The 21,856-nt window shown below is 50.3% G+C and carries 20 protein-coding genes and 1 pseudogene; 10 read left to right on the forward strand and 11 right to left on the reverse strand.

What is annotated here, in order from left to right; translation table 11 throughout:
- Positions 1–331 precede the first annotated feature (331 nt).
- The 5 genes from C7B82_RS28810 to nadD all read right to left on the reverse strand — a co-directional run bounded on the left by C7B82_RS28810 (position 332) and on the right by nadD (position 7,361).
- Positions 332–2,059 (reverse strand): alpha/beta hydrolase, encoded by a 1,728-nt coding sequence (locus tag C7B82_RS28810; RefSeq protein ID WP_106260546.1) that lies wholly within the window; start codon positions 2,057–2,059, stop codon positions 332–334.
- Positions 2,060–2,328: 269 nt separating this feature from the next.
- On the reverse strand, positions 2,329–3,168 hold the full coding sequence (locus C7B82_RS28815) for a hypothetical protein (protein ID WP_146141307.1): 840 nt from the start codon (positions 3,166–3,168) through the stop codon (positions 2,329–2,331).
- A 535-nt stretch (positions 3,169–3,703) separates the two neighbouring features.
- Positions 3,704–5,080 (reverse strand): tRNA uridine-5-carboxymethylaminomethyl(34) synthesis GTPase MnmE, encoded by a 1,377-nt coding sequence (gene mnmE, locus C7B82_RS28820; RefSeq protein ID WP_106260550.1) that lies wholly within the window; start codon positions 5,078–5,080, stop codon positions 3,704–3,706.
- Between the two features lie 255 nt (positions 5,081–5,335).
- The gene (locus C7B82_RS28825) at positions 5,336–6,349 is read right to left on the reverse strand and encodes a type I glyceraldehyde-3-phosphate dehydrogenase (RefSeq protein WP_106260551.1); all 1,014 of its coding nucleotides are present in this window, start codon (positions 6,347–6,349) and stop codon (positions 5,336–5,338) included.
- A 211-nt stretch (positions 6,350–6,560) separates the two neighbouring features.
- Positions 6,561–7,361, reverse strand: coding sequence for a nicotinate (nicotinamide) nucleotide adenylyltransferase (nadD, locus tag C7B82_RS33430; protein WP_219904755.1), 801 nt, complete (start codon positions 7,359–7,361; stop codon positions 6,561–6,563).
- A gap of 471 nt (positions 7,362–7,832) precedes the next feature.
- Between nadD and murC the strand changes: the two genes are divergently transcribed.
- Both murC and murB read left to right on the forward strand, forming a co-directional pair.
- Complete coding sequence (gene murC / locus C7B82_RS28835) at positions 7,833–9,383, forward strand: UDP-N-acetylmuramate--L-alanine ligase (RefSeq protein ID WP_106260553.1); 1,551 nt, start codon at positions 7,833–7,835, stop codon at positions 9,381–9,383.
- A 78-nt stretch (positions 9,384–9,461) separates the two neighbouring features.
- Complete coding sequence (murB, locus tag C7B82_RS28840; RefSeq protein ID WP_106260554.1) at positions 9,462–10,466, forward strand: UDP-N-acetylmuramate dehydrogenase; 1,005 nt, start codon at positions 9,462–9,464, stop codon at positions 10,464–10,466.
- A 102-nt stretch (positions 10,467–10,568) separates the two neighbouring features.
- On the opposite strand, the gene C7B82_RS28845 is transcribed toward murB, so the two are convergent.
- Positions 10,569–11,861, reverse strand: a complete 1,293-nt coding sequence (locus tag C7B82_RS28845; RefSeq protein WP_106260556.1) for a glutamyl-tRNA reductase — start codon at positions 11,859–11,861, stop codon at positions 10,569–10,571.
- A gap of 172 nt (positions 11,862–12,033) precedes the next feature.
- On the reverse strand, positions 12,034–13,071 hold the full coding sequence (gene glpX, locus C7B82_RS28850; protein WP_106260558.1) for a class II fructose-bisphosphatase: 1,038 nt from the start codon (positions 13,069–13,071) through the stop codon (positions 12,034–12,036).
- Between the two features lie 135 nt (positions 13,072–13,206).
- Between glpX and C7B82_RS33435 the strand changes: the two genes are divergently transcribed.
- From C7B82_RS33435 to C7B82_RS28875, 6 genes are all read left to right on the forward strand, one after another.
- The gene (locus tag C7B82_RS33435) at positions 13,207–13,377 is read left to right on the forward strand and encodes a hypothetical protein (protein ID WP_219904756.1); all 171 of its coding nucleotides are present in this window, start codon (positions 13,207–13,209) and stop codon (positions 13,375–13,377) included.
- 16 nt (positions 13,378–13,393) lie between these two features.
- Complete coding sequence (locus tag C7B82_RS28855) at positions 13,394–13,654, forward strand: Calvin cycle protein CP12 (RefSeq protein WP_106260559.1); 261 nt, start codon at positions 13,394–13,396, stop codon at positions 13,652–13,654.
- Between the two features lie 136 nt (positions 13,655–13,790).
- Positions 13,791–14,042, forward strand: coding sequence for a hypothetical protein (locus C7B82_RS28860; RefSeq protein ID WP_106260561.1), 252 nt, complete (start codon positions 13,791–13,793; stop codon positions 14,040–14,042).
- Between the two features lie 66 nt (positions 14,043–14,108).
- Positions 14,109–14,417 (forward strand): glutaredoxin 3, encoded by a 309-nt coding sequence (gene grxC / locus C7B82_RS28865; protein ID WP_106260603.1) that lies wholly within the window; start codon positions 14,109–14,111, stop codon positions 14,415–14,417.
- Between the two features lie 183 nt (positions 14,418–14,600).
- Complete coding sequence (tadA, locus tag C7B82_RS28870) at positions 14,601–15,047, forward strand: tRNA adenosine(34) deaminase TadA (protein WP_245940145.1); 447 nt, start codon at positions 14,601–14,603, stop codon at positions 15,045–15,047.
- A 125-nt stretch (positions 15,048–15,172) separates the two neighbouring features.
- A complete protein-coding gene (locus tag C7B82_RS28875) occupies positions 15,173–16,039 on the forward strand; it encodes a lysophospholipid acyltransferase family protein (RefSeq protein WP_106260564.1) in 867 nt (288 codons plus the stop codon).
- 112 nt (positions 16,040–16,151) lie between these two features.
- Here the strand turns inward: C7B82_RS28875 and C7B82_RS28880 are convergent, their stop codons facing one another.
- Both C7B82_RS28880 and C7B82_RS28885 read right to left on the reverse strand, forming a co-directional pair.
- Positions 16,152–16,637, reverse strand: coding sequence for a low molecular weight protein-tyrosine-phosphatase (locus tag C7B82_RS28880; protein WP_106260566.1), 486 nt, complete (start codon positions 16,635–16,637; stop codon positions 16,152–16,154).
- Positions 16,638–16,842: 205 nt separating this feature from the next.
- Positions 16,843–17,124, reverse strand: a pseudogene (locus C7B82_RS28885) (YbaB/EbfC family nucleoid-associated protein); the annotation flags it as partial.
- Between the two features lie 375 nt (positions 17,125–17,499).
- Here C7B82_RS28885 and C7B82_RS28890 point away from each other — a divergent pair.
- Both C7B82_RS28890 and C7B82_RS28895 read left to right on the forward strand, forming a co-directional pair.
- Positions 17,500–18,414 (forward strand): hypothetical protein, encoded by a 915-nt coding sequence (locus C7B82_RS28890; RefSeq protein WP_106260569.1) that lies wholly within the window; start codon positions 17,500–17,502, stop codon positions 18,412–18,414.
- Positions 18,415–18,673: 259 nt separating this feature from the next.
- Entirely contained in the window at positions 18,674–18,865 is a 192-nt protein-coding gene (locus tag C7B82_RS28895) for a hypothetical protein (protein WP_106260604.1), read from the forward strand.
- A gap of 60 nt (positions 18,866–18,925) precedes the next feature.
- Here C7B82_RS28895 and ygfZ read toward each other — a convergent pair whose 3' ends face one another.
- Both ygfZ and C7B82_RS28905 read right to left on the reverse strand, forming a co-directional pair.
- Positions 18,926–19,996, reverse strand: coding sequence for a CAF17-like 4Fe-4S cluster assembly/insertion protein YgfZ (ygfZ, locus tag C7B82_RS28900; protein ID WP_106260571.1), 1,071 nt, complete (start codon positions 19,994–19,996; stop codon positions 18,926–18,928).
- Between the two features lie 135 nt (positions 19,997–20,131).
- Positions 20,132–21,736 (reverse strand): NAD(P)H-quinone oxidoreductase subunit 4, encoded by a 1,605-nt coding sequence (locus tag C7B82_RS28905; protein WP_106260572.1) that lies wholly within the window; start codon positions 21,734–21,736, stop codon positions 20,132–20,134.
- Positions 21,737–21,856: the final 120 nt, after the last annotated feature.

The raw sequence follows: 21,856 nt of genomic DNA on the forward strand, positions 1-21,856 counted from the left end.
GCAGATAAGGGGCAAGACAGACCCACTGGTCAGCACTCAAGTCTGTGTCGTATGCTAGTCGTGTCATTGGGGGTCTCTGATCGACCCCTTTACTCTACATGACTACCTTTTCAAACAGGTTCTAAGTATTAAGCCATTCGGCAGTACTAGAGAGGACAGGATGACGAAAGGACAGGAGGCAGGAGAATGGAAAACCCTCATCATCACGTCATCCCATCATCGGTTTTAAGGAATGAGAATTAAATAAGTTCGAGGATTGGATAAGGGCGGATTTACTGAACGCTGCATGCCATTAGGGCTTGTCTGGTCAAACCGACCCGTACAGCTTGCTTTAGAGTGGCGGTTGCTGGATGTCTAAAGTAGACAGTGGTTGGACTCCCAAGATGTCTTTCTCGTAGCGAATCGGAGCGAGCACAACTTGAATGCCTCTCTGTTGGCATTGCGCAGCTAATTGGTCTAACCGTTTTTTCATTGCATCAGGAGAATCATCAGACAATTTAGCTTGAGGTAGTGATAGCAGAAATTGCCGAAAGCCCACAAAAGCAAGTCCATAAATAAGCTGCTGGCTCCACTGACCGCTGAAATAGCCGCCATGTACGTTCACACCACCCTTGCCAGAGCTTTGTTTGAAGTATGAAAGATTCAGCCAGACATAATCCCACAGATTAAGTGCTGCTTTTTTGAGTGCAAAACTCACAACACCTCTTGGTTGATCTTTTATCTCCAATGGCTTCAAATCATCCTGGAAATCAACATAATCTGTGCAATCAAAGTAAGTGAACAAGTCAGCCACCACCACACCTTGAGCGGCACCCATCTTTTCTGTTGGCACCTTGTTATCTCTTAGCTCTTCTAAAGTTTGATGTTCACGATCGGATGCCCGCACTTCTAACCATTGAGATGGCAGTTCTGGCTTGCCCTCTTTCAGGTTAATAATGCCGTAGCTTTCAGGTCCAAGAATACGCTTTTGGTGATCCGTTTCATCTGTAAAGTGTCTAGCGGTTATATTACCTAGTCGATAGCCACTAGAGCGTTTCCGTGCTGGAAAACTAAAGTAATTGGCAGTCGTGGAAGCAAGGCGTAGGGCCAAATCGCCTTCATTGCTGAAGACATAAGCCTCTTCGCATCGTCGTAGGGATGATCGCAAAAAGTTAGCCCGTCTAGGCATAATTGACTCTGTGGGAATATCTGGAGCCACTAAGATGAGTCGACCCAAGGAAAACACGCGACCAATATCAGCGGGTGGATTTTGCGCGATCGAACCAGGATCAAAAACATCGGAAAGAATCCGAATCGTATTGGTCACAACAAAACAACCCATACTGTGACCAATAAACGAAAGCTTGATTCTCTTTGCTTTACTAAGTGGGTCTTCTGTTCCTCTCTTATCCACTACAGCTTGGTCAAGTTGCCGAATGAGCTCAACGAGATCTAGAACACCATAATTTGTCGCACGGTAGTTGTCTCGAAAATAGGTAGAAAGCCGCAAAAGTATTAGAACTAATACGCTCGCAAAAGCCAGCACAGAGACGATCAAAATTGGCGTTAGTAAGGCATTAAAATCATCTGTTCTAAATAGTAAGATGGCTGCAATCAAACTGACGATCAAGCTACCGCTAATCACACCACTTAGCAGCACAGGCAGCGCACTAACAGTATCCCGTAGCTTCGTCTGGAACGAGCTTCCCAGGGATAGATCGCCAGTGGGCTTTTCAGAGGGCCAAAGATAACCGAGAAAAACAGCGGTGTGCGGCTTACAGACAGCCGCAGCATGTTTATGAATCTTTTGATACCGTCGTTGAGCGTCCGATCGTTGGGTGCCATAACCATGAATCGAAATTACAACCTGCGGCTCAGTACTGGCAATTAAATAATCGGCAATGGCGTTAATTTTAGCTGCGACCAACGTATTATCAGTCGGCAGCGGATTATCCTCAATATTAATAGCGGCAGTGCTACTAATATAGTAACCAGGGACTCCGGTAGATACATCCGGATCGTCAATAGGATTAATGTCGAACTGGGTGATATCGGGTATTGAGTGAGCCGATGTAGGCATAACCTGAAGAGTAAGTTAATGACCATAAAATCATATTCAGGTTAACAAAAGCATCACCCCATCAGGAATTTGCTAACAAATGTTAGCACAGAAGGCTGCTAGCATCCATCACTCATGCCCAGCTAAGGAACGAGAATTTAATAAGATGCAATTCTGGGGTAGGGGCTTGTCAATGCCAAGCCCCTAGAGCCGAGCGATCGTTCAGGTTATTTAATCCACGATCCTAAGTGTCTAGCTGACAGCAGAAGTGATCGTGCAATGCAAGCGATTTACAAAAGCACGTTAGAGATGTAATCCACTACAACGTAATTCACCTGATCAACCACGACTACATTAGAGCCAATAACAACCAGATCATAATAGGTTGGCAAGTTGATGTAAGTGTTAACTTGCTTTGGCAACTTCACCAACTTCTTCGCGATACCGGGAGGCAGCCCTTTACCGCGTAGCAATCGTTTTTGAATGCCAGGAGGCAACGATCGTGATTGGCTAATAATTTCAGTTCTGATAGAATTGCTCAACAAATTATTACAGCTACAGTCGCCGCGTAGCAGATCAACTAGTACCGTGCGCTGGCTCGTTGAAAAGCTGACAAACTCAACTTGTTGCACATTGCGAATAGGGCCGTTATAAGCAACCAAAATCCGGCTGGTGTATTTGTAGACCGTCACAACGCTTTGAACCGTTCTAGTGACCGAACCGACACGAATACCTGAAAAGGTAAACGTCCACGAATCACCATTATCAACAAACGGACAACGTTGAGCGGGACCGTGCATCGAGTCTTCCGCACGATAATAGCGAAGGCCACCATTTGCTGCTTCTGCTGCTTGACGAGCCAGATTTTTAGCTCGATTCAGGTCAATACGCACCTCTCGTTCATCATCACGATCGCCTCTCCGATAACGATTGTTGCGACCTTTCTTATCATCCTTGTCATCCTTGTCATCTTTATCTGCCATTAACCACTGATGGGGATTAGCAGCATCCTTTTGAAGCGATGCTCCATCTAAAGTGCTTGTTTGAGATGTAAGGGCAAAGGCATCCGCAGTAACAGGAATCGCAGCAAGTACAGCAAGACTCATTGCAGTGAACAGACGCTTACTCATAGATGTAACTGAAGGTGAACGTGACATTAATTTCTACCTCTTCTAGACATTGAAGTTGCAAGTTGAAGTTGCAAGTTGAAGTTGCAAGTTGGAATTGCATAGATGCTTAACTTAAGTCTTTAAACTGCCTGTATCCTTACAATGTTTCTTGTAGATGGTAGCTTGACCTCAACTTCACAAACTGCGTCAAAAGCATGAAGCCCGATACGCCTTCAGGTCTTGAGTTCTCTCAACGAGCGAGCGATCGCTCCCCTGTCCTTTACCGGACTTTAATTGATACCAATTTCAATTGATCTGAGATTAGGCAAACTCAGTCATTGAAGCTAGATGAACTTAATCAGCGAAGATAGCAGCGCCATCTTCCCCTAGAAGCGGCTTCCTGCCATCAGGTGCTAAGAAGCATTGCCGGAAGAGCTAGCAGTCGCGCTACCCAGCTATGGCGCAACGCTGAGGCCAACCTAGGCGGTGCGTGATCCTGATAGCAAGGAATGGGCTGTACTCATCCCTCTATTCTGCAACGCAACCCTTAATGCGGCTATTTGCCGATGCAGAAACGGCTGAAGATCCGATCCAACACCGATTCGGTTACGTCTTCACCGAGAATTTCGCCAAGGGCTTGAATAGCGCTGCGGAGATCGATCGTCCAGAAATCAAGCGGCAATTGATCCGCGATCGTCTCTTGCACTTGTTCTAACGCTGCTTTCGCTCGTGTCAGGGCGGCTGCCTGTCGTTGATTAATCGCGATATCGAGGTTGGCTGCCTGCAGGGTTCCCGTTTGCACTGTTTCCAGGATTGCAGCTTCCAAGGCATCAATGCCCTGATTGAGGGCAGCGGCGGTTTGGATAGTGGGGTGTAGGGTAGAGGGTGTCGGGTGTCGGGTAGAGGGATGAACCAGATCGATTTTGTTGAGGATCAAGATTAAGGGACGATCACTCACCTGTTCGTAGATGGCTTGATCGGCATCCGTCCAGCCTGCCTGTGCGTCGATCGTCAGCAGTACGAGATCAGCACTTTGAGCGGCGAGGCGTGATCGCTCCACGCCAATTTTCTCGACGGTATCCTCCGTGTCACGAATGCCTGCGGTGTCTAACACCTGGATGGGGATGCCGCCGACGACGAGTTGGGATTCAACCACATCGCGGGTGGTGCCGGGAAGATCAGTCACGATCGCGCGATCGCTCTGACTCCAGGCATTGAGCAAGCTGGATTTGCCCACATTGGGACGGCCGACGATAGCGACCTTCAACCCAGTTCGCAACAGTTCGCCGCGATCGGACGTTGCTAGAAGGTGGGTCATATCTAGCAGCAAGTGGTCAACTTGTGCTTTGATGGCAACTTCATCCAGAGGTGGCAAATCTTCTTCAAAGTCAATGCGTGCCTCTACCTCTGCCAGCAAATCGAGACACTGAGCGCGGAGCTTGCGGATCGGCTGCGCGAGCTTTCCTTGTAAGCCAGCTAGTGCGGTTTGAACTGCCTGGGGCGATCGTGCGCCCACTAAATCGGTGATACTTTCCGCCTGGGTTAAGTCCAGTCGTCCATTCAAGAAGGCTCTAAGCGTGAACTCTCCAGGTTGTGCTAAGCGAGCCCCTTGCTCTAAACAGAGCTGTAGCACCTGCTGCACAGGCATAATGCCGCCATGACAGTGGAACTCCACTACATCTTCGCGGGTGTAAGAGCGAGGCGCGAGCATCAGCAACAAAAGCGCTTCATCGACAACGTCCTGTGTCGCTGGATGTCGCACGTAGCCGTACAGAATGCGATGGCTTTCCCAGGCTTGCTGACCAGGTGCATGGAACAGTGTGCGAGCGATCGCCACTGCCTCTGCTCCGGATAGGCGCACGATGCCGACACTGCCTTGCGCGGGGACAATGGCAGTAGCAATAGCGGCGATCGTAGTTCCTGACATTGACATATAGCCATGCTGGTTAGGACGGGGTGGAGGGGTGGAACCCCTGGCTGGGGGCACGACCCCTAAGCTTTGTGACAACAAAGGCGATCAAGTGCCTGGAGTGGTAGAAGTGCGCAAAACGCCTCTAAAAAGCCTTCACCGCTGACCTCAGTCTGAATGTTCAGAATGAAAGCAGCGGTGAAAACAGCTTATGACTATGTGACTGGAAGCTCATTGAGCAACGGCTATCAATGCAGCTGTCTTAAAGTACTGACGGAGCTAAGCGACCCACTTTTCGGCGACTAACTCGGCTAGATCAACCACGCGCTGACTATAGCCCCACTCGTTGTCATACCAGGCAACGACTTTCACTAGATCACCGCCCATAACCATCGTCAGAGCCGCGTCGATAATAGAAGACTCATCAGTGCCAGCGTGATCACTGGAAACAAGTGGCAAATCGCAGTACTTCAAGATGCCTTTCAGCGAGTTTTCGGATGCTTCTTTGAGTACTTCATTTACCTGCTCGGCAAACGTTGTTTTCTCGACCTGTACAACTAGATCAACGATCGAGACGTTAGGTGTCGGTACGCGCAAGGCAATGCCGTTCAGTTTGCCCGCCAGTTCAGGCAGCACCATCGCAACGGCTTTAGCGGCTCCCGTAGAGGTCGGTACAATGTTCATAGCAGCAGCTCGCGCTCGACGTAAATCCCGGTGACTAGCATCCAGAAGACGTTGATCGCCTGTGTAGCTGTGAGTGGTCGTCATCACGCCCTTGATAATGCCAAAATTTTCGTGCATTACCTTGGCGATCGGCGCAAGACAGTTGGTAGTGCAGCTGGCATTGCTAATGACCCAATGATTTTCATGGGTATAGTCTTGCTGGTTAACGCCAACCACAAACGTTCCATCATCACCTTTACCAGGAGCCGTAATGAGTACCTTTTTGGCACCCGCTGTGATGTGCTTGGAAGCACCTTCTTTGCTCACAAACACGCCCGTTGATTCAATGATAAGGTCAATGTCCCAAGCTTTCCAGGGCAAGTTCTCAGGGTTTCGATCAGACGTACATTTGATTGTATGCCCGTTAACGGTGATGGTGTTTTCATCGGCGCTGATATCAGCATCGAACTTGCCCAACATGGTGTCGTATTTCAAGAGATGGGCATTCGTTTTGGGGTCAGAGGTGTCGTTAATGGCGACGACTTCGATCTGACTGTTGGCGCGAGTCAACCAGCACCGCATGAAATTGCGTCCGATACGTCCAAACCCGTTAATCGCTACTCTAATCACTGCGTCTTGCCCTCTGTCTATTAAAGAGATTCCTGATAGTCAAATTGATCATAAGACTCTAAGGATACGAGTGCAATAACTCGCTCTATGGTCGTGGCCTCTAAACGCGGCTAACTAGCAACGGATCGCGCTTCTGCTAACAGCCTTAGCCTCAGCGTACGACTTTAACTGAAATTACTGTTCGTATCATTAACAGCCTTGAGTAGGTATTTTAACTCATTTGGTACAGGTTTTGTCCAACAATGTAGGAATGTACCGCTTCTGGCACCAGATAGCGAATCGAATGCCCCTCACGGCAGCGCTGTCGAATCAAACTAGAGGAGATTGCTACAGATGGCATTTGCAATTGGTGCCAGCGGAGTGACGGTAAAGGCGTAAGCGAGGAGGGGGTGGGAAGTGGTAGTGGGGAAAGTGGAAGGATTGAAGGGGGTAGGTTTTTGAGTATCGCTTGCTCCGCCTCCTGGCTACTTTTAAAGTGATTGACCTCAACTTCGCTTTTAGAGCCCATCACTTTAACTCCTGACTCCTGTCTTCTGACGCCTCTCCCCTCTCCCCTCTTCTCCATTTCCTCTCCCCTCTCCCCTCTCCCCTCTCTCCTTACCTCATCCTCCGACCCTCTCGGTGCCACCAGCCAGATACATTGTGCGATTAAAGACTGGCTGCCTCGCCATTTGGGCAAACTTTGAAAGGCATCGTTGCCCACAATCCAGTACCAAACCGTATTTGGTTCAAGTGCTTGTAACGCGTTGAAAGTTGCGATCGCATACGAGGTGCCTGCTTGCTGTTCATCGATCGCAGAGACTGTAAAGGCAGGATGGTCAGCGATCGCGCGCCGCACCATTTCCATGCGTTGCTCAAATGCTAGCAGTGGATGCGCTTTATACGATGGGCGAAACGTAGGCACCCAAATCACACGATCAAGCTGAAACTGATCGAAAGCCGTTTCCGCAATCAGAAGATGCCCCCAATGGATCGGATCGAAGGTGCCGCCAAAGATCGCAATTTTAGGCATCTTAAAACCTGGGTATCCTTGAAATAGGCATCCTATCGGTCGTAAGCCATGAAGCTGCTGCAATCAGTGTGCGCTGACGGAACCGTCTCTCTGCAAGCTAGTACCAGTAAAGCGCTGTTGGATGAAGACAAGGTTTAATGAATTTTATGGCTATTGATCAGGAAACTCTTGAAGCAGTGGTGTAGCTAATAGATCAGCGGATCATTTTGTAAGTGAGGTGTTTGGTTCAACTGAACGCCGCTTTGCGGGTACAATCCAAGCATTCAAGCTGATTTTATGTCGACAGCTCTTTGAATACCGTTAGCGGCTTTCTAAATACTAAGGTGATATAACTTTCAAGATGATTAAGTCTCACGCATCGACATCAAGCCTTTATTGTCGAGCTGCGAGATTTATAGAAAGGCTGTATCCCGAAAAGATAATCCTTGATATGATAGCGCGAGATATTGGTGTGGTGTGTGAGGAGTGAAAATGCTGAATTCCGTCGATTTCAGCGGTAGACCATTTCATTTCATTGGCATTGGCGGCATTGGCATGTCAGCCCTTGCTTATGTCTTAGCGAAACGTGGACTACCCGTGTCTGGGTCTGATTTGCATCTCAGTCGTATTACGCAACGATTGCAGGAAGAAGGCGCCCATATCTTTTGGAGTCAGGATCCTAGCAACTTAGAATTTTTTCAAGCGCCTACCAGTGCTGCACAGGAGCCCGTCGCTTCTGCTGCGGTTGGGCTTGCTCCAGTGAAGGTTCGCTCACAACGAGCAACGACATCTAGAGCCTTGACAAGCCCAGCGTCAGTGCGATTGCCACAAGTCATCTGCTCGACAGCCATTCATCCTGAAAATACTGAGTATCTTGCAGCACGCGATTCAGGTTGTCCGATTTTCCATCGCTCTGATGTGCTAGCAGGGTTGATGCAAGAATACGACAGCATTGCGGTTGCAGGCACTCACGGCAAGACGACAACCAGCAGCATGATTGGCTATATGCTCTTGCAAGCAGGGCTTGATCCGACGATCGTGGTCGGCGGTGAAGTCAACGCCTGGGAAGGAAATGCGCGTCTGGGTCAGAGCCCGCACCTGGTGGCTGAGGCGGATGAGTCGGATGGCTCCTTGGTCAAAATGGCCGCCAACGTCGGTATTGTGACGAATATCGAGCTTGATCATCCTGATCACTACAACAATCTGGATGAAGTGATCGATATTTTCAAAACCTTTGCCAAACGCTGCCAAACGCTGATCGGCTCTATTGATTGCACAATTGTCCGAGAACAACTGCAGCCTACGATTAGCTATAGCCTGGATGTGAATTCGGGCGCTGATTACACCGTTGATTGCGTGACCTGTCGTGCCGATGGCACCACAGCGAGAGTTTGGGAGCGCGGTGTGATCTTGGGCCGCCTGAATGTCAAGCTCCTGGGGAAACATAATCTCAGTAATGCGTTGGCAGCAGTCGCCGTTGGTCGTCTATTAAAGTTAGAGTTTGCGACAATCGCTCAGGCGATCGCGACCTTTGAAGGCGCTCGACGACGCTTTGAGCGGCGTGGGGAGTACAATGACATCCTCTTTGTTGACGATTACGCTCACCACCCCAGCGAACTTCAAGCCACGTTGGCAGCGGCTCGGCTGCAGATTAACGGCACCTCCCGTACCTCAAAGCGCCGTTTGGTGGCGATCTTTCAGCCTCATCGCTATAGTCGTACGCTGACGTTCTTAGCAGACTTCGCGACCTCTTTTAGCGATGCCGACGTCGTCGTGATCAGTGACATCTACAGTGCTGGTGAAACAAATCCAGGAAATATCAGTGGTCAGCAGGTTGCGAATTCAATCGCAAACCATCATCCTCAAGTAGACTACCAACCGTCTCTCCAGGCGGTTAGCCAACGCTTGACTGAACTGTTGATGCCCGGAGATATTGCCCTCTTTTTGGGAGCAGGGAATCTTAACCAACTGATTCCCGAAGTCATGGCCTTTCATCAGACTCTTGAGCAAGGGCGATCGCAGGCATGGTGTAACCAGGCCTAACGCCGCCGCATCGCTACAACTTTAGACCAACGCACCCACTAGCGCTGACTTGTTGGGTCAAAAAAACGATTTACTACCATGACGCTTTCGTACGATCCCCCCAAAGTGGCTATCCCTGGTACAGCCCGGCTGAGTTTTGAATCACTCAAAAGCAGCGCCCAACGGGCTGGTACCCAACCGATTCGGCTAAGTAATGACTGTATTATTAAACCTCAAGTATCACTAGCAGCCTTTACCTCCTTCCGCGTTGGCGGCCCTGCCCAATGGTACGTGGCGCCTAAACAGTTCGCTGAATTGCAGGCAAGTTTTGATTGGGCACACGCTCATGATTTGCCAGTGACGCTCTTGGGGGCAGGTTCCAATCTGCTGATTAGCGATCGTGGCTTGCCTGGTTTGGTCATCAGCACTCGTCGTCTCCGCCAGAACCAATTTGACCCAGAATCGGGACAAGTGACCGTTGGTGCGGGTGAACCCCTTCCGCTGGTGTCATGGCACGCAGCTGAACGAGGTCTACAGGGGTTGGAATGGGCGGTTGGCATCCCAGGCACTATCGGCGGTGCGGTTGTCATGAACGCTGGTGCTCACGGCGGTTGCACCGCCGACTATCTGGTCAATGCCCAGGTGCTGTTACCAGATGGCACTACGAAAATCTTGACTCCACAAGAACTGCACTATCGTTATCGCAGCTCAGCACTGCAAGGGAAAAACTGGCTAGTGACCCAAGCAACGTTCCAGCTCCAACCGGGTTTCGATCCGGTCGCACTCACTGCTTTAACTAGCCAGCACTACAACCACCGTCGCACAACTCAGCCCTATCACTTGCCGAGTTGCGGCAGCGTCTTCCGTAATCCAAGCAACGACTACAAAGCCGGCTGGCTGATTGAGCAGGCTGGGCTGAAAGGTTACCAGATTGGTGGTGCTCAGATTGCTGAGCGTCACGCTAATTTTATTCTTAACTGCGGCAACGCGATGGCAAGCGATATCTTTCGCTTAATTCGTCACGCGCAGCACCAAGTTGAGCAACACTGGTCGCTACAGTTGGTGCCAGAGGTGAGGATTTTAGGCGATTTTCAAGCGGCGTAGGAGTCAGTAAAGCGTAATTGCATTAGCAATGCCATGCTTTGCTGACTCCTGACTGCTGAGTCCCTCAGCCCCCGTGCTGCTTGCAGTCAGCGATCGCAAGCGTTACCCAAACTGTTTATTCGAGCTTGTTTCGAGATTAAACAGGGTTGTAAGCGTTTGCATTGCCTGCCGCCGGACTTCAATATCTTGCTGTGCTCGTAGCTGTACCATGGGGTCGTGCAAAATTTTGTTGACGATGCCACGGGTGAGGGCTTCAATCACCTCTTGATGCTTTTCGGCAAATTCGGTGCCCAGTCGCGAAAGCGCTTTTTCGAGTTCTTGAGCGCGAATGGTCTCCACTTTTTCACGTAAGCTGCTAATGGTAGAGACCGTTTCGAGTGATCGTAGCCAGCTATCAAAGGTATCGACCTCTTCATCCAGCAGTGACTCTGCCTCCATCGCCATCTGACGACGGCTTTCCTGGTTTTGCGCGACGACTGCCTTCAAGTCATCCACATTAAACGCCTGCACATGAGATAGTTCGTTGACGTCAGTGTGGACGTTGCGCGGTACGGCAATGTCAAATAGCATCAGCGGTTGCGCCGGGTCTAACACCATCTCTAGCTTCGCGCGATCGATCAGGGGTTCGGTTGCCGCTGTACTGGTGAAAACGATATCGGAATTTGCCAATACCGTGGGCAGATCGGACAACGGATGTAGATGCAGCTCTGCATCTGGGAAAAGCTTTGCTAATTCCTTTGCTCGTTCAAGGGAACGATTCAAGATCGAGATATTGACTGCGCCTTTCGACAGTAGGTGCTGCACGAGGAGCCGCGACATTTTGCCTGCGCCCAGAATGCCAACACGACAGGCGGCTAAATTTTGGGCTTTAATTTGTGCCAGTTCTACGGCTGCGGAACTAATCGAAACGGCCCCAGTGCCAATACTGGTTTCAGTGCGAACGCGCTTACCGGCTGTTAGTGCCTGTTTAAAGAGCTGGTTAAGCACGCGACCAATGCCCTGATGCTGCTGCCCTAGTTTATGACAGTGTTTGACCTGCGCCAGGATTTGCCCCTCGCCCAAGACCAGGCTATCCAGCCCAGAGGCCACTCGCATCAAGTGCATCACAGCATCCTGATGCAACAGCGTAAAGAGATGGGGACGTAACTGAGGGAGAAACAGCTTGCTGTGATCGCTTAAAAATTGGGTAACTTCGCGCATGCCTTGTTCCGTCTCACTGGTCACGAGATAAATCTCTAGACGATTGCAGGTGCTGAGAACAGCAACTTCTTCCAGGTGAGGGCAAGAGCAAAGCTGCGCGATCGCTCGATCATAAAGGGTTTCAGGAATACTCAGTTTTTCTCGAACGTCAACCGGGGCTGTTTTATGGCTTAACCCTACAACGGCAATGTTCATCTTGAAATATGCTCTTTTTATGTGAACCGAATCTTCTCAGTTGCTGGTTGTTAGTTGCTAATTGCTAGGCAATGCTTCTCACAACCAACAACTAACTACACCAGCGTAGGCTCGATCGCGGCCAGTTTTGGCTTTAGAGTGGCAATTTTTCTCACAACCAACCACTAACTACTTAGTGCAACTGCACAACTTTTGGCTGTCCAGACATATGGATGGTGTCTACAAAACGAGCTGTACTGGACTGGTTGGAGATCACTAGCGACTGCGTTCTGGCGCCGCCGCTAAAAAAGCGAACTCCTTCCATTAAGTTGCCGGAGGTGATGCCACAGCCAGCAAAGAGGATGGTCTCACCAGATGCCAGTTCGTGAGCGTCGTACACTTTATCGGGATCGGTGATGTTCATACTCTTGAGGCGATCGATGTTTGCCTGTTTGCTTTCACCAATCAGCCCTGTTTTCACAACCGCTGGGTCGTAAATGAGCTGACCCTGGAAGTGCCCACCCATGGCACGCATTGCTGCCGCAGAAATGACACCTTCCGGTGCAGCACCGATGCCCATCAGCGCATGGATATTAGTACCCGCAAAGCCACAGGAAATGGCTGCGCCGACGTCACCATCGCTGATGAGCGAGACTCTAGCACCCGCCTCACGAATTTCCTTAATCAAGTCACTATGGCGCTCACGCTTCATCACGACGACCACTAGTTCTTCGATCTCCCGGTCTAAGCATTCAGCCAGAATCTTGAGGTTCTCGGTTGCCGATTTGTTGATGTCTACTTTGCCTTTCGCTGCCGGTGGTGCGGCTAGCTTCTTCATGTAAAAGTCTGGTGCTGCAAACAGTCCGCCTTTTTCAGAGATTGCGAGCACTGCCATAGAGCCAGGTTGTCCGTAGGCGACTAGATTAGTGCCCTCGCAGGGATCTACCGCAATATCAATTTCGACCAGCTCGTCGGGGTTGCAGAAATCTTTGGCATTGGGTTGCGTACAAACGCCGACTTCTTCGCCAATGTAAAGCATGGGCGCGTCATCTCGCTCACCTTCACCAATGACAATCCGTCCCCGCATGTGGATTTTGTTCATCCGTTCGCGCATGGCTTCCACTGCAACCTGGTCTGCAATGTTTTTCTCACCCTTACCCATCCAGCGGGCAGACGCGATCGCAGCTTGTTCAACCACTTCAATAATCTCTAGACCGAGCGTATTCTCCACGAAGTAAATCCTCCAACTGCTTGATTTGCGCGGCTTTATAAATTCTGTTCTCAGTCTTTAAGTCTACCAAAAGGGGGAGACGCGCTTGACAGCAATCTCGTGGCTTGATTGTGTAAAGTTTTACTGAGCTGAGCGGTGCCTTTGTACGATTCCTTCTCCGTGTTGCACTATACGAGCCAGCCAGATTACCGAACTTCGACTGCTAGTTTTCTCCACTGCCAAACCATAGCAGCAGCGCTAGAGTGGAATGAAGCACTCGCTACGTCAGTGCAGATCAGCGGGTTAACGCCACAGAAACCCGGTTAAAGGAGATTCATGCAACATGTCCAAGTTACTCGAGACCAACGCACTTGAAACGAACAGCACTGCACCTCTCGAAGAGCAGCTACCGTCCATGCTAGAACAGGCGCGTATCGCTTGCAGCACAAATGGTGATTTATCTAGTGAGTGTGTAGCTGCTTGGGATGCCGTAGAAGAAGTGCAAGCGGCGTCTGCCGATCGCCGACTTCACCTCAAAACGAGCCTCGATCGTTACTGTGATGAACGCCCAGATGCTCTCGAATGTCGCATTTACGATGTTTAAGCTGCAGTCTGAGTTGAGCTAAGCCTTTGTTGCTTAAATTGCACGTCCCCTGGTCTGACACTGGGGGCTTTTTTGTGGACTGGCGGTAAACTCTAGAGTGTCCGTCGTCGCGGCTTCATCGTCGCAGGATCGTCTCATGTCACAGATCCTTTGGTTGGTTCTGGCCTGGGTTGCTGGCACGGCAGCTACCTTAGGCAGCCTCATGGTGCTGGGCAGCTTACTCCTCTGGCTGAGCCCTACGGTTCAAGCTCGATCGCATCAAACAGATGCGTCACCCTTGCCTGTGCCCAAGCCTTGGCAAAACCGACTGACGTTACTGGCGTTTTCAATCGCGATCGCTCTTGCCGGACTTGGCATACTGGTAGTAGTTCCCTTTCCTTCTTTTTGAAAGATTGTTTTTTCGAAGACTATCTTTTTGGAAGATAAATAGATGCTCTCGTGGAGTGATCAATTTATGCTTAAAACCCTCAACTCCCTACTCAAACGCCATCCCGAACGAGTCAACGCCAACGTCGAAATCTACACTTGGCAAACGTGTCCTTTCTGTATACGTGCCAAACTGCTTTTGTGGTGGAAAGGCGTTCACTTTACAGAGTATAAAATTGACGGGGATGACACTGCCAGAACCAAAATGGCAGAACGCGCCAATGGAAAACGCTCTGTGCCGCAGATTTTTATCAATCAGCAACACATCGGTGGTTGTGATGACCTCTATCAGTTAGATCAAAACGGTCAACTCGACGCACTGCTAGCTGCCGCTTAGTAGTGAAGAGGGGGAGGCAGGGCTAAAGGCTAAAGGCTAAAGGCTAAAGGCTAAAGGCTAATCTCAAGTTCATCCCCCCTGCCCCCCTCTCCCCTCTCCCCTCTCCCCTCCTCCCCTTTGCCATCCTCCTCCGCCTTCGATCACCCCGAATACCTACGACATCGACAGTGGATGGAGCGAGCGATGTCGCTTGCTCAAAGAGCTGGAGACGCAGGTGACGTTCCGGTTGGTGCGATTGTTGTGAGTGCAGATGGACAAGCGATCGCTGAGGCTGAAAACCGTCGCGAACGGGATCATGATCCAACAGCCCATGCCGAAATCCTGGCATTACGTATGGCTGGACGTGCTCTGGGTAACTGGCATCTGACCCAATGTACTCTCTATGTCACGCTAGAACCCTGCCCTATGTGCGCAGGAGCACTAGTATTGGCACGGTTGGGACTGTTAGTGTATGGAGCCGATGATCCGAAAGCTGGTGCGGTGCGATCGATCCTGAACATCCCTGATAGCGCTTGTTCTAACCACCATCTTTCTGTGCTGGGTGGTATTCTGGAAGCGCCCTGTCGTGAGCAGCTACAGTCTTGGTTTGCACTGCGTCGTAGTCATTCTGAGTACGATCGTTCGGTTTAATAATACTCCTCATGCCTGCTCATGCCACCCCAAAAAGTGTCCTTAGAGTAGACGACGACGATCCCAGCGCCCTTTACGGTAGATAGACGTGTTGTTTTCGCATCTCGTCTGCCGTTGTGTACGCTATGAACTCGCTTGATCCGACTAGACCGCTTTATGCTGTAGAGCAACTGCCAACCGATTCTGATACTCAGGTGAGTCCACTCGGCTACGAGCAGAAACTTTGTCAAGAATACGTCCACACCGATGATGTTGATATTGATGTTCCTGTCAGGCAGGCAATATCGGACACTTCATTAGTCGTGCGATTGCTGAAAGGCACTGCCCCTCATGGCAAGGCAGTGGCAGTTCCAGCGGCCTCTCAATGCTCTTCGTGGTTAGCCTCGCTGGTGTATCCGCTCGGTCGCTATCTCGTCGTGCCCTTCTACTTTGGGCGTATTGAGGTGGTTGGACACGAAAACCTACCCCGCTCAGGGCCTGTAATCCTTGCGCCAACTCATCGCTCCCGTTGGGACGCTGTCATGGTTCCCTATGCGGCAGGGCACGATATTACAGGTCGTCACTTACGCTTTATGGTTTCGGCCGATGAGGTCAGGGGGCTTCAGGGCTGGTTCATTCAACGCTTAGGTGGGTTTCCGATCGACACCAGTCGTCCAGCGATCGCCAGTTTGCGTCATGGTGTTGATCTATTACAAGATGGTCAATCCCTCGTGATCTTTCCTGAAGGCAATATTTTTCGTGAAACGCAAGTACAGCGGCTCAAACCAGGGCTGGCAAGACTGGCGTTACAAGCAGAAGCCAGTCATCCGAATCTTGATATCAAGGTTGTGCCCATTCGGCTTTACTACAGCAGACCGTTTGCCCCTTGGCGATGCCGAGTCAAGGTTTGTATCGGACAACCCCTCCGTGTTGCAGCGTATAATCTCAGGACACCGAAGCAAAGCGCTCAATTATTGACGGCTGATCTAAAACAAGCGATCGAAGCGTTATAGTGCGATCGGCTTGGCATGGGCGGTCAACAGACAGAACAAGCTGACCGCTGATAGGTGACCGCTAAAAAACCGAGTCTTGGTCGCAAATGATTGAGCATTCCTGCCTTAAACGCTATTGGCTGATTGCTAGCTCATTGGTCACATCAGCTAGCAACCCTTCGCAGGCATCGAATAGCAGATCAATAACCTGATTAAAGCCCTCAGTCCCGCCGTAATAGGGGTCGGGGACTTCTCGCAGGGTATGGCGAGTACAAAAATCACACATCAGCCGCACTTTATCGCGATGTTTGCCAGTTTGGTCAAGTGCGAGCATATCGGCAAGATTGTCTCGATCCATCGCCAGGATGCGATCGAACGCCTCGAAATCTGAACGGATGAACTGCCGCGCACTGCCACATAAAATGATGCCCTGCTTTTGGGCTGCGATCGCCATGCGTCGATCAGGTGGACTACCAGTATGGTAGCCAGCAGTGCCTGCCGAATCACAAATAATGCGATCGCTCAAACCTGCTTGAGCGATCAGATGGTTCATAATGTTCTCCGCTGAGGGAGAGCGACAAATATTACCAAGACAAACGAATAACAGCTTGTGAGGCATCGGCTATGCCCAAATAGTTTCAATAAAATTAATGCATCGCAGAATTAAGTTACAGACACGGACTTTCAGCGTTGAACCTCTAGAAGCGATGCTTCACGCGATGCGATGCTGTCAGCCCATGTCTGTTGTTTGGTCAAAAGCCTTACATGCCAGGCAGATTGAGTCCACCAGTTAGCTCTTCCATCCGCTCTCGCATGGTGGTGGTCGATTTATTGTAGGCATCCTTCATGGCTGCCGTCACTAAATCTGAGAGCACCTCTGCACCTTCACCGAGGACATCAGGCGAAATTGTGACGCTGAGGGGTTCCTGATTACCACTAAGGACAACCTTTACCAATCCACCACCGGATTCGCCCTCAATTTCCATCTGTTCGAGTTCTTCTTGAAGCCGTCTGGCTCCCTCTTGAACTTGTTGTGCTTTCTTGAAGGCTTCCGTCAGCTCTTTCATTTTGCCGAGACCGAAGCCAAATCCCTGTCCTTGTGACATAACGTATAGCGGGTTGCGAATTGAATGTAAGCAGTCAGTGGCTCCATTATGACATCGCGCATCCAGGCAACATCATTTTTCGCAAAATCACTGGGTTTGAGCTAGAAATGCAGTGGCCATAGCTAGTGGATAGAGTAAGCAGCAGTGGGCTATCAGTCAATCATTGACCGTTTGGGACGCGCTATTTCTAGTCCGGCCGATGTCAACAGGACGGAACCAGATTTTCTCTGGCAAGGTGAAAAATTTCGTAGCAGTGGCTACCATTTGGCAGGTAGAAGCTATCGATTTCTTAAGAGAAGCGCAAACAAAAGAATCCTTCTGTTAAAACTATTCCACAATGATCGCTAGCGGCAGTAGTGACGGGTTACATCAACAATGCCAACGAACCCTCTGTTTTATCCGACTAGCGATTCAGCTCAAGCACAGAATCTGCACGATCAGATCCAGATTGCGTTGGCGATCGCCGATCGCCATGTGCTGCAGTCGCTGCTCGAAAATTGCATCCCGTCTCTTGTCAAAGGACAGCATATTCATACCATCTCGACTCAAGTGGGTGTGCCTACAGGCAATCAGCAAACGGCTGACGGCATTGTGCATTTTGAGTCGAAGCGGTGCAGGCTGGCAGCGCCTGGAGAGCAGATTGAGCTTTCGGGGATGCATCGCAGCCGCACACTTGAAAGTCGGGCACTGGCAAGATTGACTCAGCATGAGTCTGATTTGCAGATGTTAGGGAGTAATTTACCACTGGCACTGACGGTTTCTCTCCTGGCCGAGTCGGGGTTTCTCCCGGAGCAAATTGAGGACATTCTGCACTTGCCGTATGATGCATGGCACAAATCCTGGTGGTATGCGATCGACCCCAGCGGCAACTTCACCCTGCCCTTTCTGCGGCAGATTCGCACCTTACGCTTTCCCGATGGCACTTTCACGCTGCAATATAAAGATTTTTTTGAACAAGATAACCCGAATTGTTTTATCAGTCTGGCGCAAAAGGTGCTGATATTGATTAAGCCTGACTCGCAAGGCTTTGGGGAAACGTTAAAGCAAATCAATTACCAGCGAGAAGCGCTTGGTATTGGTCAGGCGATTTTAATTTGCAGCGCGATTTCGGATCTGGAAGCACAGGGCTTTATCAATCAGGGGATCAGCGTTTATCCTGCGGTTGAGCTAATTTTGCCCACGCAATCAAACTGTGCTCAATGCGGGCGCAAAGAGTGCGGTATGAATGGTGTATCGGATTCGCCAGTGGCTTTGTGCTACGGCTTTTTGCCAGAGAGTGAATTTGTTTGACGTGGCAGTACGATGCACCTGTTGCTTGGCGTAGAAACTACCTTGGTGCAAACTTTACGACTCCGGGGACGATCGACTGATCTAGCTTATGCCCGAGCAATCAGCCTGTTGTGAAACTCTAGTGATGTGTGTTCTGGTTGCTAATACGCTCTCTTTGCCCGATGGATCGCTCCCTATGCAGAGTCTACTTGCGGGTCCATTCGCTAGAACAAGCCTAGAGCGGAAATCTATTGGCGACACAGGTATTGGCGACATAGGGATGGAAAACTCTAAATACGCTATTTTTCTTGCTTTTGGCGTGCTTTGGGTTGCAACGGGTAGTGTCGCTGTGGTCGCCTTGATGAAAGCTGATGGTCAACCGATTCGTCTGGGTAAGTGGGGGTTGGTTGTCGCAGTGCCAATTCTGGTACCCCTCCTTGCGGCGTTTGCCTTTGCTGCCTTCTATCACTAGAGTGCATTGGAGCTTCGTTACTACGTTCTGACGCTCCTTGTCGCATCACAGCACTGGCGATCAGAGGCTCACTCTCTCATGTTTTACAAACGGCACCTCAACGATATCTCCTTCTGTATCGCCGACCTGAACATGTAAACCCGCCCCGCCAGCCTTAGTGCGAATATAGGCTAGCCCAACGGCTCCTTGTTCTGTTTCAGTCAAGCTGGTTAAAGTCCCAATTTTTTCTTCTTCTCTAGTAATGATGCTTCCTGGCGCGGCAATGCTCTTGAGACGGATGCCCCAAAGCTGTTGTTTAACCCCTTTATACGTATCCAAACGGGCGATCGTCTCTTGCCCGATGTAGCAGCCCTTATCAAAAGAAAGCATTTGCCATAGCCCTGCTTCCAGTGGATTGTAGTCCTCAGTCAGCTCACGATCGGGTGCGGGTCTGCCCTGTTCAATCCGTAGATGCTCCCAGGCGCGATCGCCGAGTGGTACTGCACCCGCTTCCGTCAGTAGTCTCCAAACCGTTGCCATAGCGCTGGTAGCCATCGTCAAGGTATAGCCTTCTAAAGCTAAACCGCTACCGACCGCGATGCGTACGACATGTCCTCCCAATGTCATAAGGCGATGGCTCGCGTAGGGCTGACTAGACAGGTCATCAAGGCCTAATTGCTGCAAGAGGGCGCTACTTTCGGAGCCAATGAGGCTAAACGTCGAGGTTTGCTCGGTCAAATCAGTCAACGTGACTTGATCACCAAAGAAAATATAGCGATCGAGCCATTTCAGCAGGTGTGCACGACGGTTGGGTGAAACCAATACCAGAATGGTGTCTTCCAGAATATAGGCTGTCGCCAAATCAATGGTACGAGCCGTAGACGTGACAAAAACGGTATCACAACCCTCTCCCGGTTTCAGGCGATTGAAGTCGTTGGTACTCTGGTTGTGCAAAAAGTTGAGACGATCGCTTCGAGCAACCTGAATGCGTCCCCAGTGAGTGTGATCACAAATGGCTACACCGGTCCGCGCTGCCTGAATTGCGGTTGGCTCATTGCCGAAACTCAAAGGCACTGAGGCCTTTTCCTCAACGGCATTTTCCTCAAAGACGGCACCCAACCGTGTCTGGATGTCACGCAAACTCTCGGCCATAGTAATCAACTCACTTAATGCAGCGTCTCGCTTTCAGATTATCGCGCGTCAAGCCTGTTCGACCAAAAAGCCCGAACAATCAAGGGCGATCGTTCGGGCTGCTTCATTTTCGATCGAGAGGAAATAGAAGAAACGTTACCTCACAATGCCGAGCAACTCAGGGGAAGAAGACTTAGTAAACCTTGGCACTTCAGAAAACTGAGAGAAGACCTCTAAGGGTTGGTGTGCCACAGTCGAAGCTGCAGCACGCACATGACTGGAAATTTCAACGGTTTTCACGTCATACGTCTGAGTCAGCAGCTTGGGATATAACCCAATACCAATCACCGGAAGCAGTAGGCAAGCCGTAATGAACACCTCACGAGGCTTAGCATCCATCAGAAAACTACCTTTAAGTTCTTTGCTTTCTTCACCGTAAAACATTTCACGGAGCATCGAGAGCAGGTAAATAGGCGTCACAATCAGACCTACCGCCGACAGCAAGACGACCACCACTTTGAAGGTAGAGGTATAAGAATCACTGGTGGCAAACCCAAGGAAGACACCGAGCTCGCCCACAAAGCCACTCATACCAGGGAGTGCTAGTGATGCCATCGAACCCACTGTGAAGAGAGCGAAGACGGTTGGCATCGATTTCGCCAAGCCACCCATCTTATCTAATGCCAACGTGTGGGTGCGATCGTAGGTCACACCAGACAGATAGAACAAAGCGGCTGCAATCAAGCCGTGCGAAACCATTTGAAGCACCGCGCCGCTGAGACCAATTTCCGTATAGGACGCGATGCCTAACAGGACAAAGCCCATGTGAGAAATCGAAGAATAGGCCATCCGACGCTTTAGGTTGCGTTGAGCAAATGACACGATCGCACCGTAGACGATGTTGACGACGCCTAACACTGCCAACACTGGAGCGAAGTAAAAGTGAGCGTCCGGTAACATCTCCATGTTCATGCGGATGAGCGCGTACCCACCCATTTTCAGCAAGACACCTGCCAAAATCATTGACACAGGCGCTGATGCTTCACCGTGAGCATCCGGCAACCAGGTATGTAGAGGGAAAATGGGCAGCTTGACGCCGTAGGCAATGAGCAAGGCGGCATATACGCATAATTCAAACGTCAGCGAATAATCCTTCAAGCCCAGCTCACGCATGTCGAAGGTGACGTTGCCACCGTAGAACGCCATTGCAAGGGCAGCAACCAGGATGAAAATGGAGCCGATCGCCGTGTAAATGATGAATTTTGTCGCGGCGTAAAGGCGCTTTGGGCCGCCCCAAATGGAAATCAGAATGTAGACCGGGACTAACTCCAACTCCCACATCAAGAAGAAGAGCAGAATATCTTGGGCGCAAAAGACCCCAATCTGAGCGCTGAACATCGCCAGCATCAAGAAGTAGAAAAGGCGTGGCTTCTCAGTCACTTTCCAGGATGCCAGGATCGCCAGGGTCGTGACGAGAGCGGACAACACGACCAGCGGCATCGAAATGCCATCGACTGCCAAGGACCAGTTCAAGCCGATTTGGGGTACCCAGGCAATGGTCTCAACCAGTTGAAAGTCAGAATTCTGGACGTCGTAGTGTTGCGAGAATGCGTAGACAATCAGGGCGAAGTCAATCAAAGCAACTGAAAGGGCGTACCATTTAATTGTTTTACCGTACTTGTCCGGTAGCACTGGAATCAGTAGGGAGGCTACAAGAGGCAGCAAAGTAACGGTTGTGAGCCAAGGAAATTGGGTGTCCATCTTGAAAACTTACTCGATTTGCGGGGATAAAGAGCCTTGGGGTTGCTGGATGATGAGCAAGAAGCAACCCAAACCTAATCCGCGGAGAAGCCCACTTATCCAAGTGGAGGACTGGACGTT

Origin of the sequence: Stenomitos frigidus ULC18, assembly GCF_003003795.1 — a bacterium.
Taxonomy (GTDB): domain Bacteria; phylum Cyanobacteriota; class Cyanobacteriia; order Leptolyngbyales; family Leptolyngbyaceae; genus Stenomitos; species Stenomitos frigidus_A.

What these genes read in the sequence shown, in the direction of transcription:
- C7B82_RS28810 (WP_106260546.1), bottom strand. Translation starts at nt 2,059, where the DNA reads ATGCCTACATCGGCTCACTCAATACCCGATATCACCCAGTTCGACATT.
- C7B82_RS28815 (WP_146141307.1), bottom strand. Translation starts at nt 3,168, where the DNA reads ATGAGTAAGCGTCTGTTCACTGCAATGAGTCTTGCTGTACTTGCTGCG.
- mnmE (WP_106260550.1), bottom strand. Translation starts at nt 5,080, where the DNA reads ATGTCAATGTCAGGAACTACGATCGCCGCTATTGCTACTGCCATTGTC.
- nadD (WP_219904755.1), bottom strand. Translation starts at nt 7,361, where the DNA reads ATGCCTAAAATTGCGATCTTTGGCGGCACCTTCGATCCGATCCATTGG.
- murC (WP_106260553.1), top strand. Translation starts at nt 7,833, where the DNA reads ATGCTGAATTCCGTCGATTTCAGCGGTAGACCATTTCATTTCATTGGC.
- murB (WP_106260554.1), top strand. Translation starts at nt 9,462, where the DNA reads ATGACGCTTTCGTACGATCCCCCCAAAGTGGCTATCCCTGGTACAGCC.
- C7B82_RS28845 (WP_106260556.1), bottom strand. Translation starts at nt 11,861, where the DNA reads ATGAACATTGCCGTTGTAGGGTTAAGCCATAAAACAGCCCCGGTTGAC.
- C7B82_RS28855 (WP_106260559.1), top strand. Translation starts at nt 13,394, where the DNA reads ATGTCCAAGTTACTCGAGACCAACGCACTTGAAACGAACAGCACTGCA.
- C7B82_RS28860 (WP_106260561.1), top strand. Translation starts at nt 13,791, where the DNA reads ATGTCACAGATCCTTTGGTTGGTTCTGGCCTGGGTTGCTGGCACGGCA.
- grxC (WP_106260603.1), top strand. Translation starts at nt 14,109, where the DNA reads ATGCTTAAAACCCTCAACTCCCTACTCAAACGCCATCCCGAACGAGTC.
- tadA (WP_245940145.1), top strand. Translation starts at nt 14,601, where the DNA reads ATGTCGCTTGCTCAAAGAGCTGGAGACGCAGGTGACGTTCCGGTTGGT.
- C7B82_RS28875 (WP_106260564.1), top strand. Translation starts at nt 15,173, where the DNA reads ATGAACTCGCTTGATCCGACTAGACCGCTTTATGCTGTAGAGCAACTG.
- C7B82_RS28880 (WP_106260566.1), bottom strand. Translation starts at nt 16,637, where the DNA reads ATGCCTCACAAGCTGTTATTCGTTTGTCTTGGTAATATTTGTCGCTCT.
- C7B82_RS28890 (WP_106260569.1), top strand. Translation starts at nt 17,500, where the DNA reads ATGCCAACGAACCCTCTGTTTTATCCGACTAGCGATTCAGCTCAAGCA.
- C7B82_RS28895 (WP_106260604.1), top strand. Translation starts at nt 18,674, where the DNA reads ATGGAAAACTCTAAATACGCTATTTTTCTTGCTTTTGGCGTGCTTTGG.
- ygfZ (WP_106260571.1), bottom strand. Translation starts at nt 19,996, where the DNA reads ATGGCCGAGAGTTTGCGTGACATCCAGACACGGTTGGGTGCCGTCTTT.
- C7B82_RS28905 (WP_106260572.1), bottom strand. Translation starts at nt 21,736, where the DNA reads ATGGACACCCAATTTCCTTGGCTCACAACCGTTACTTTGCTGCCTCTT.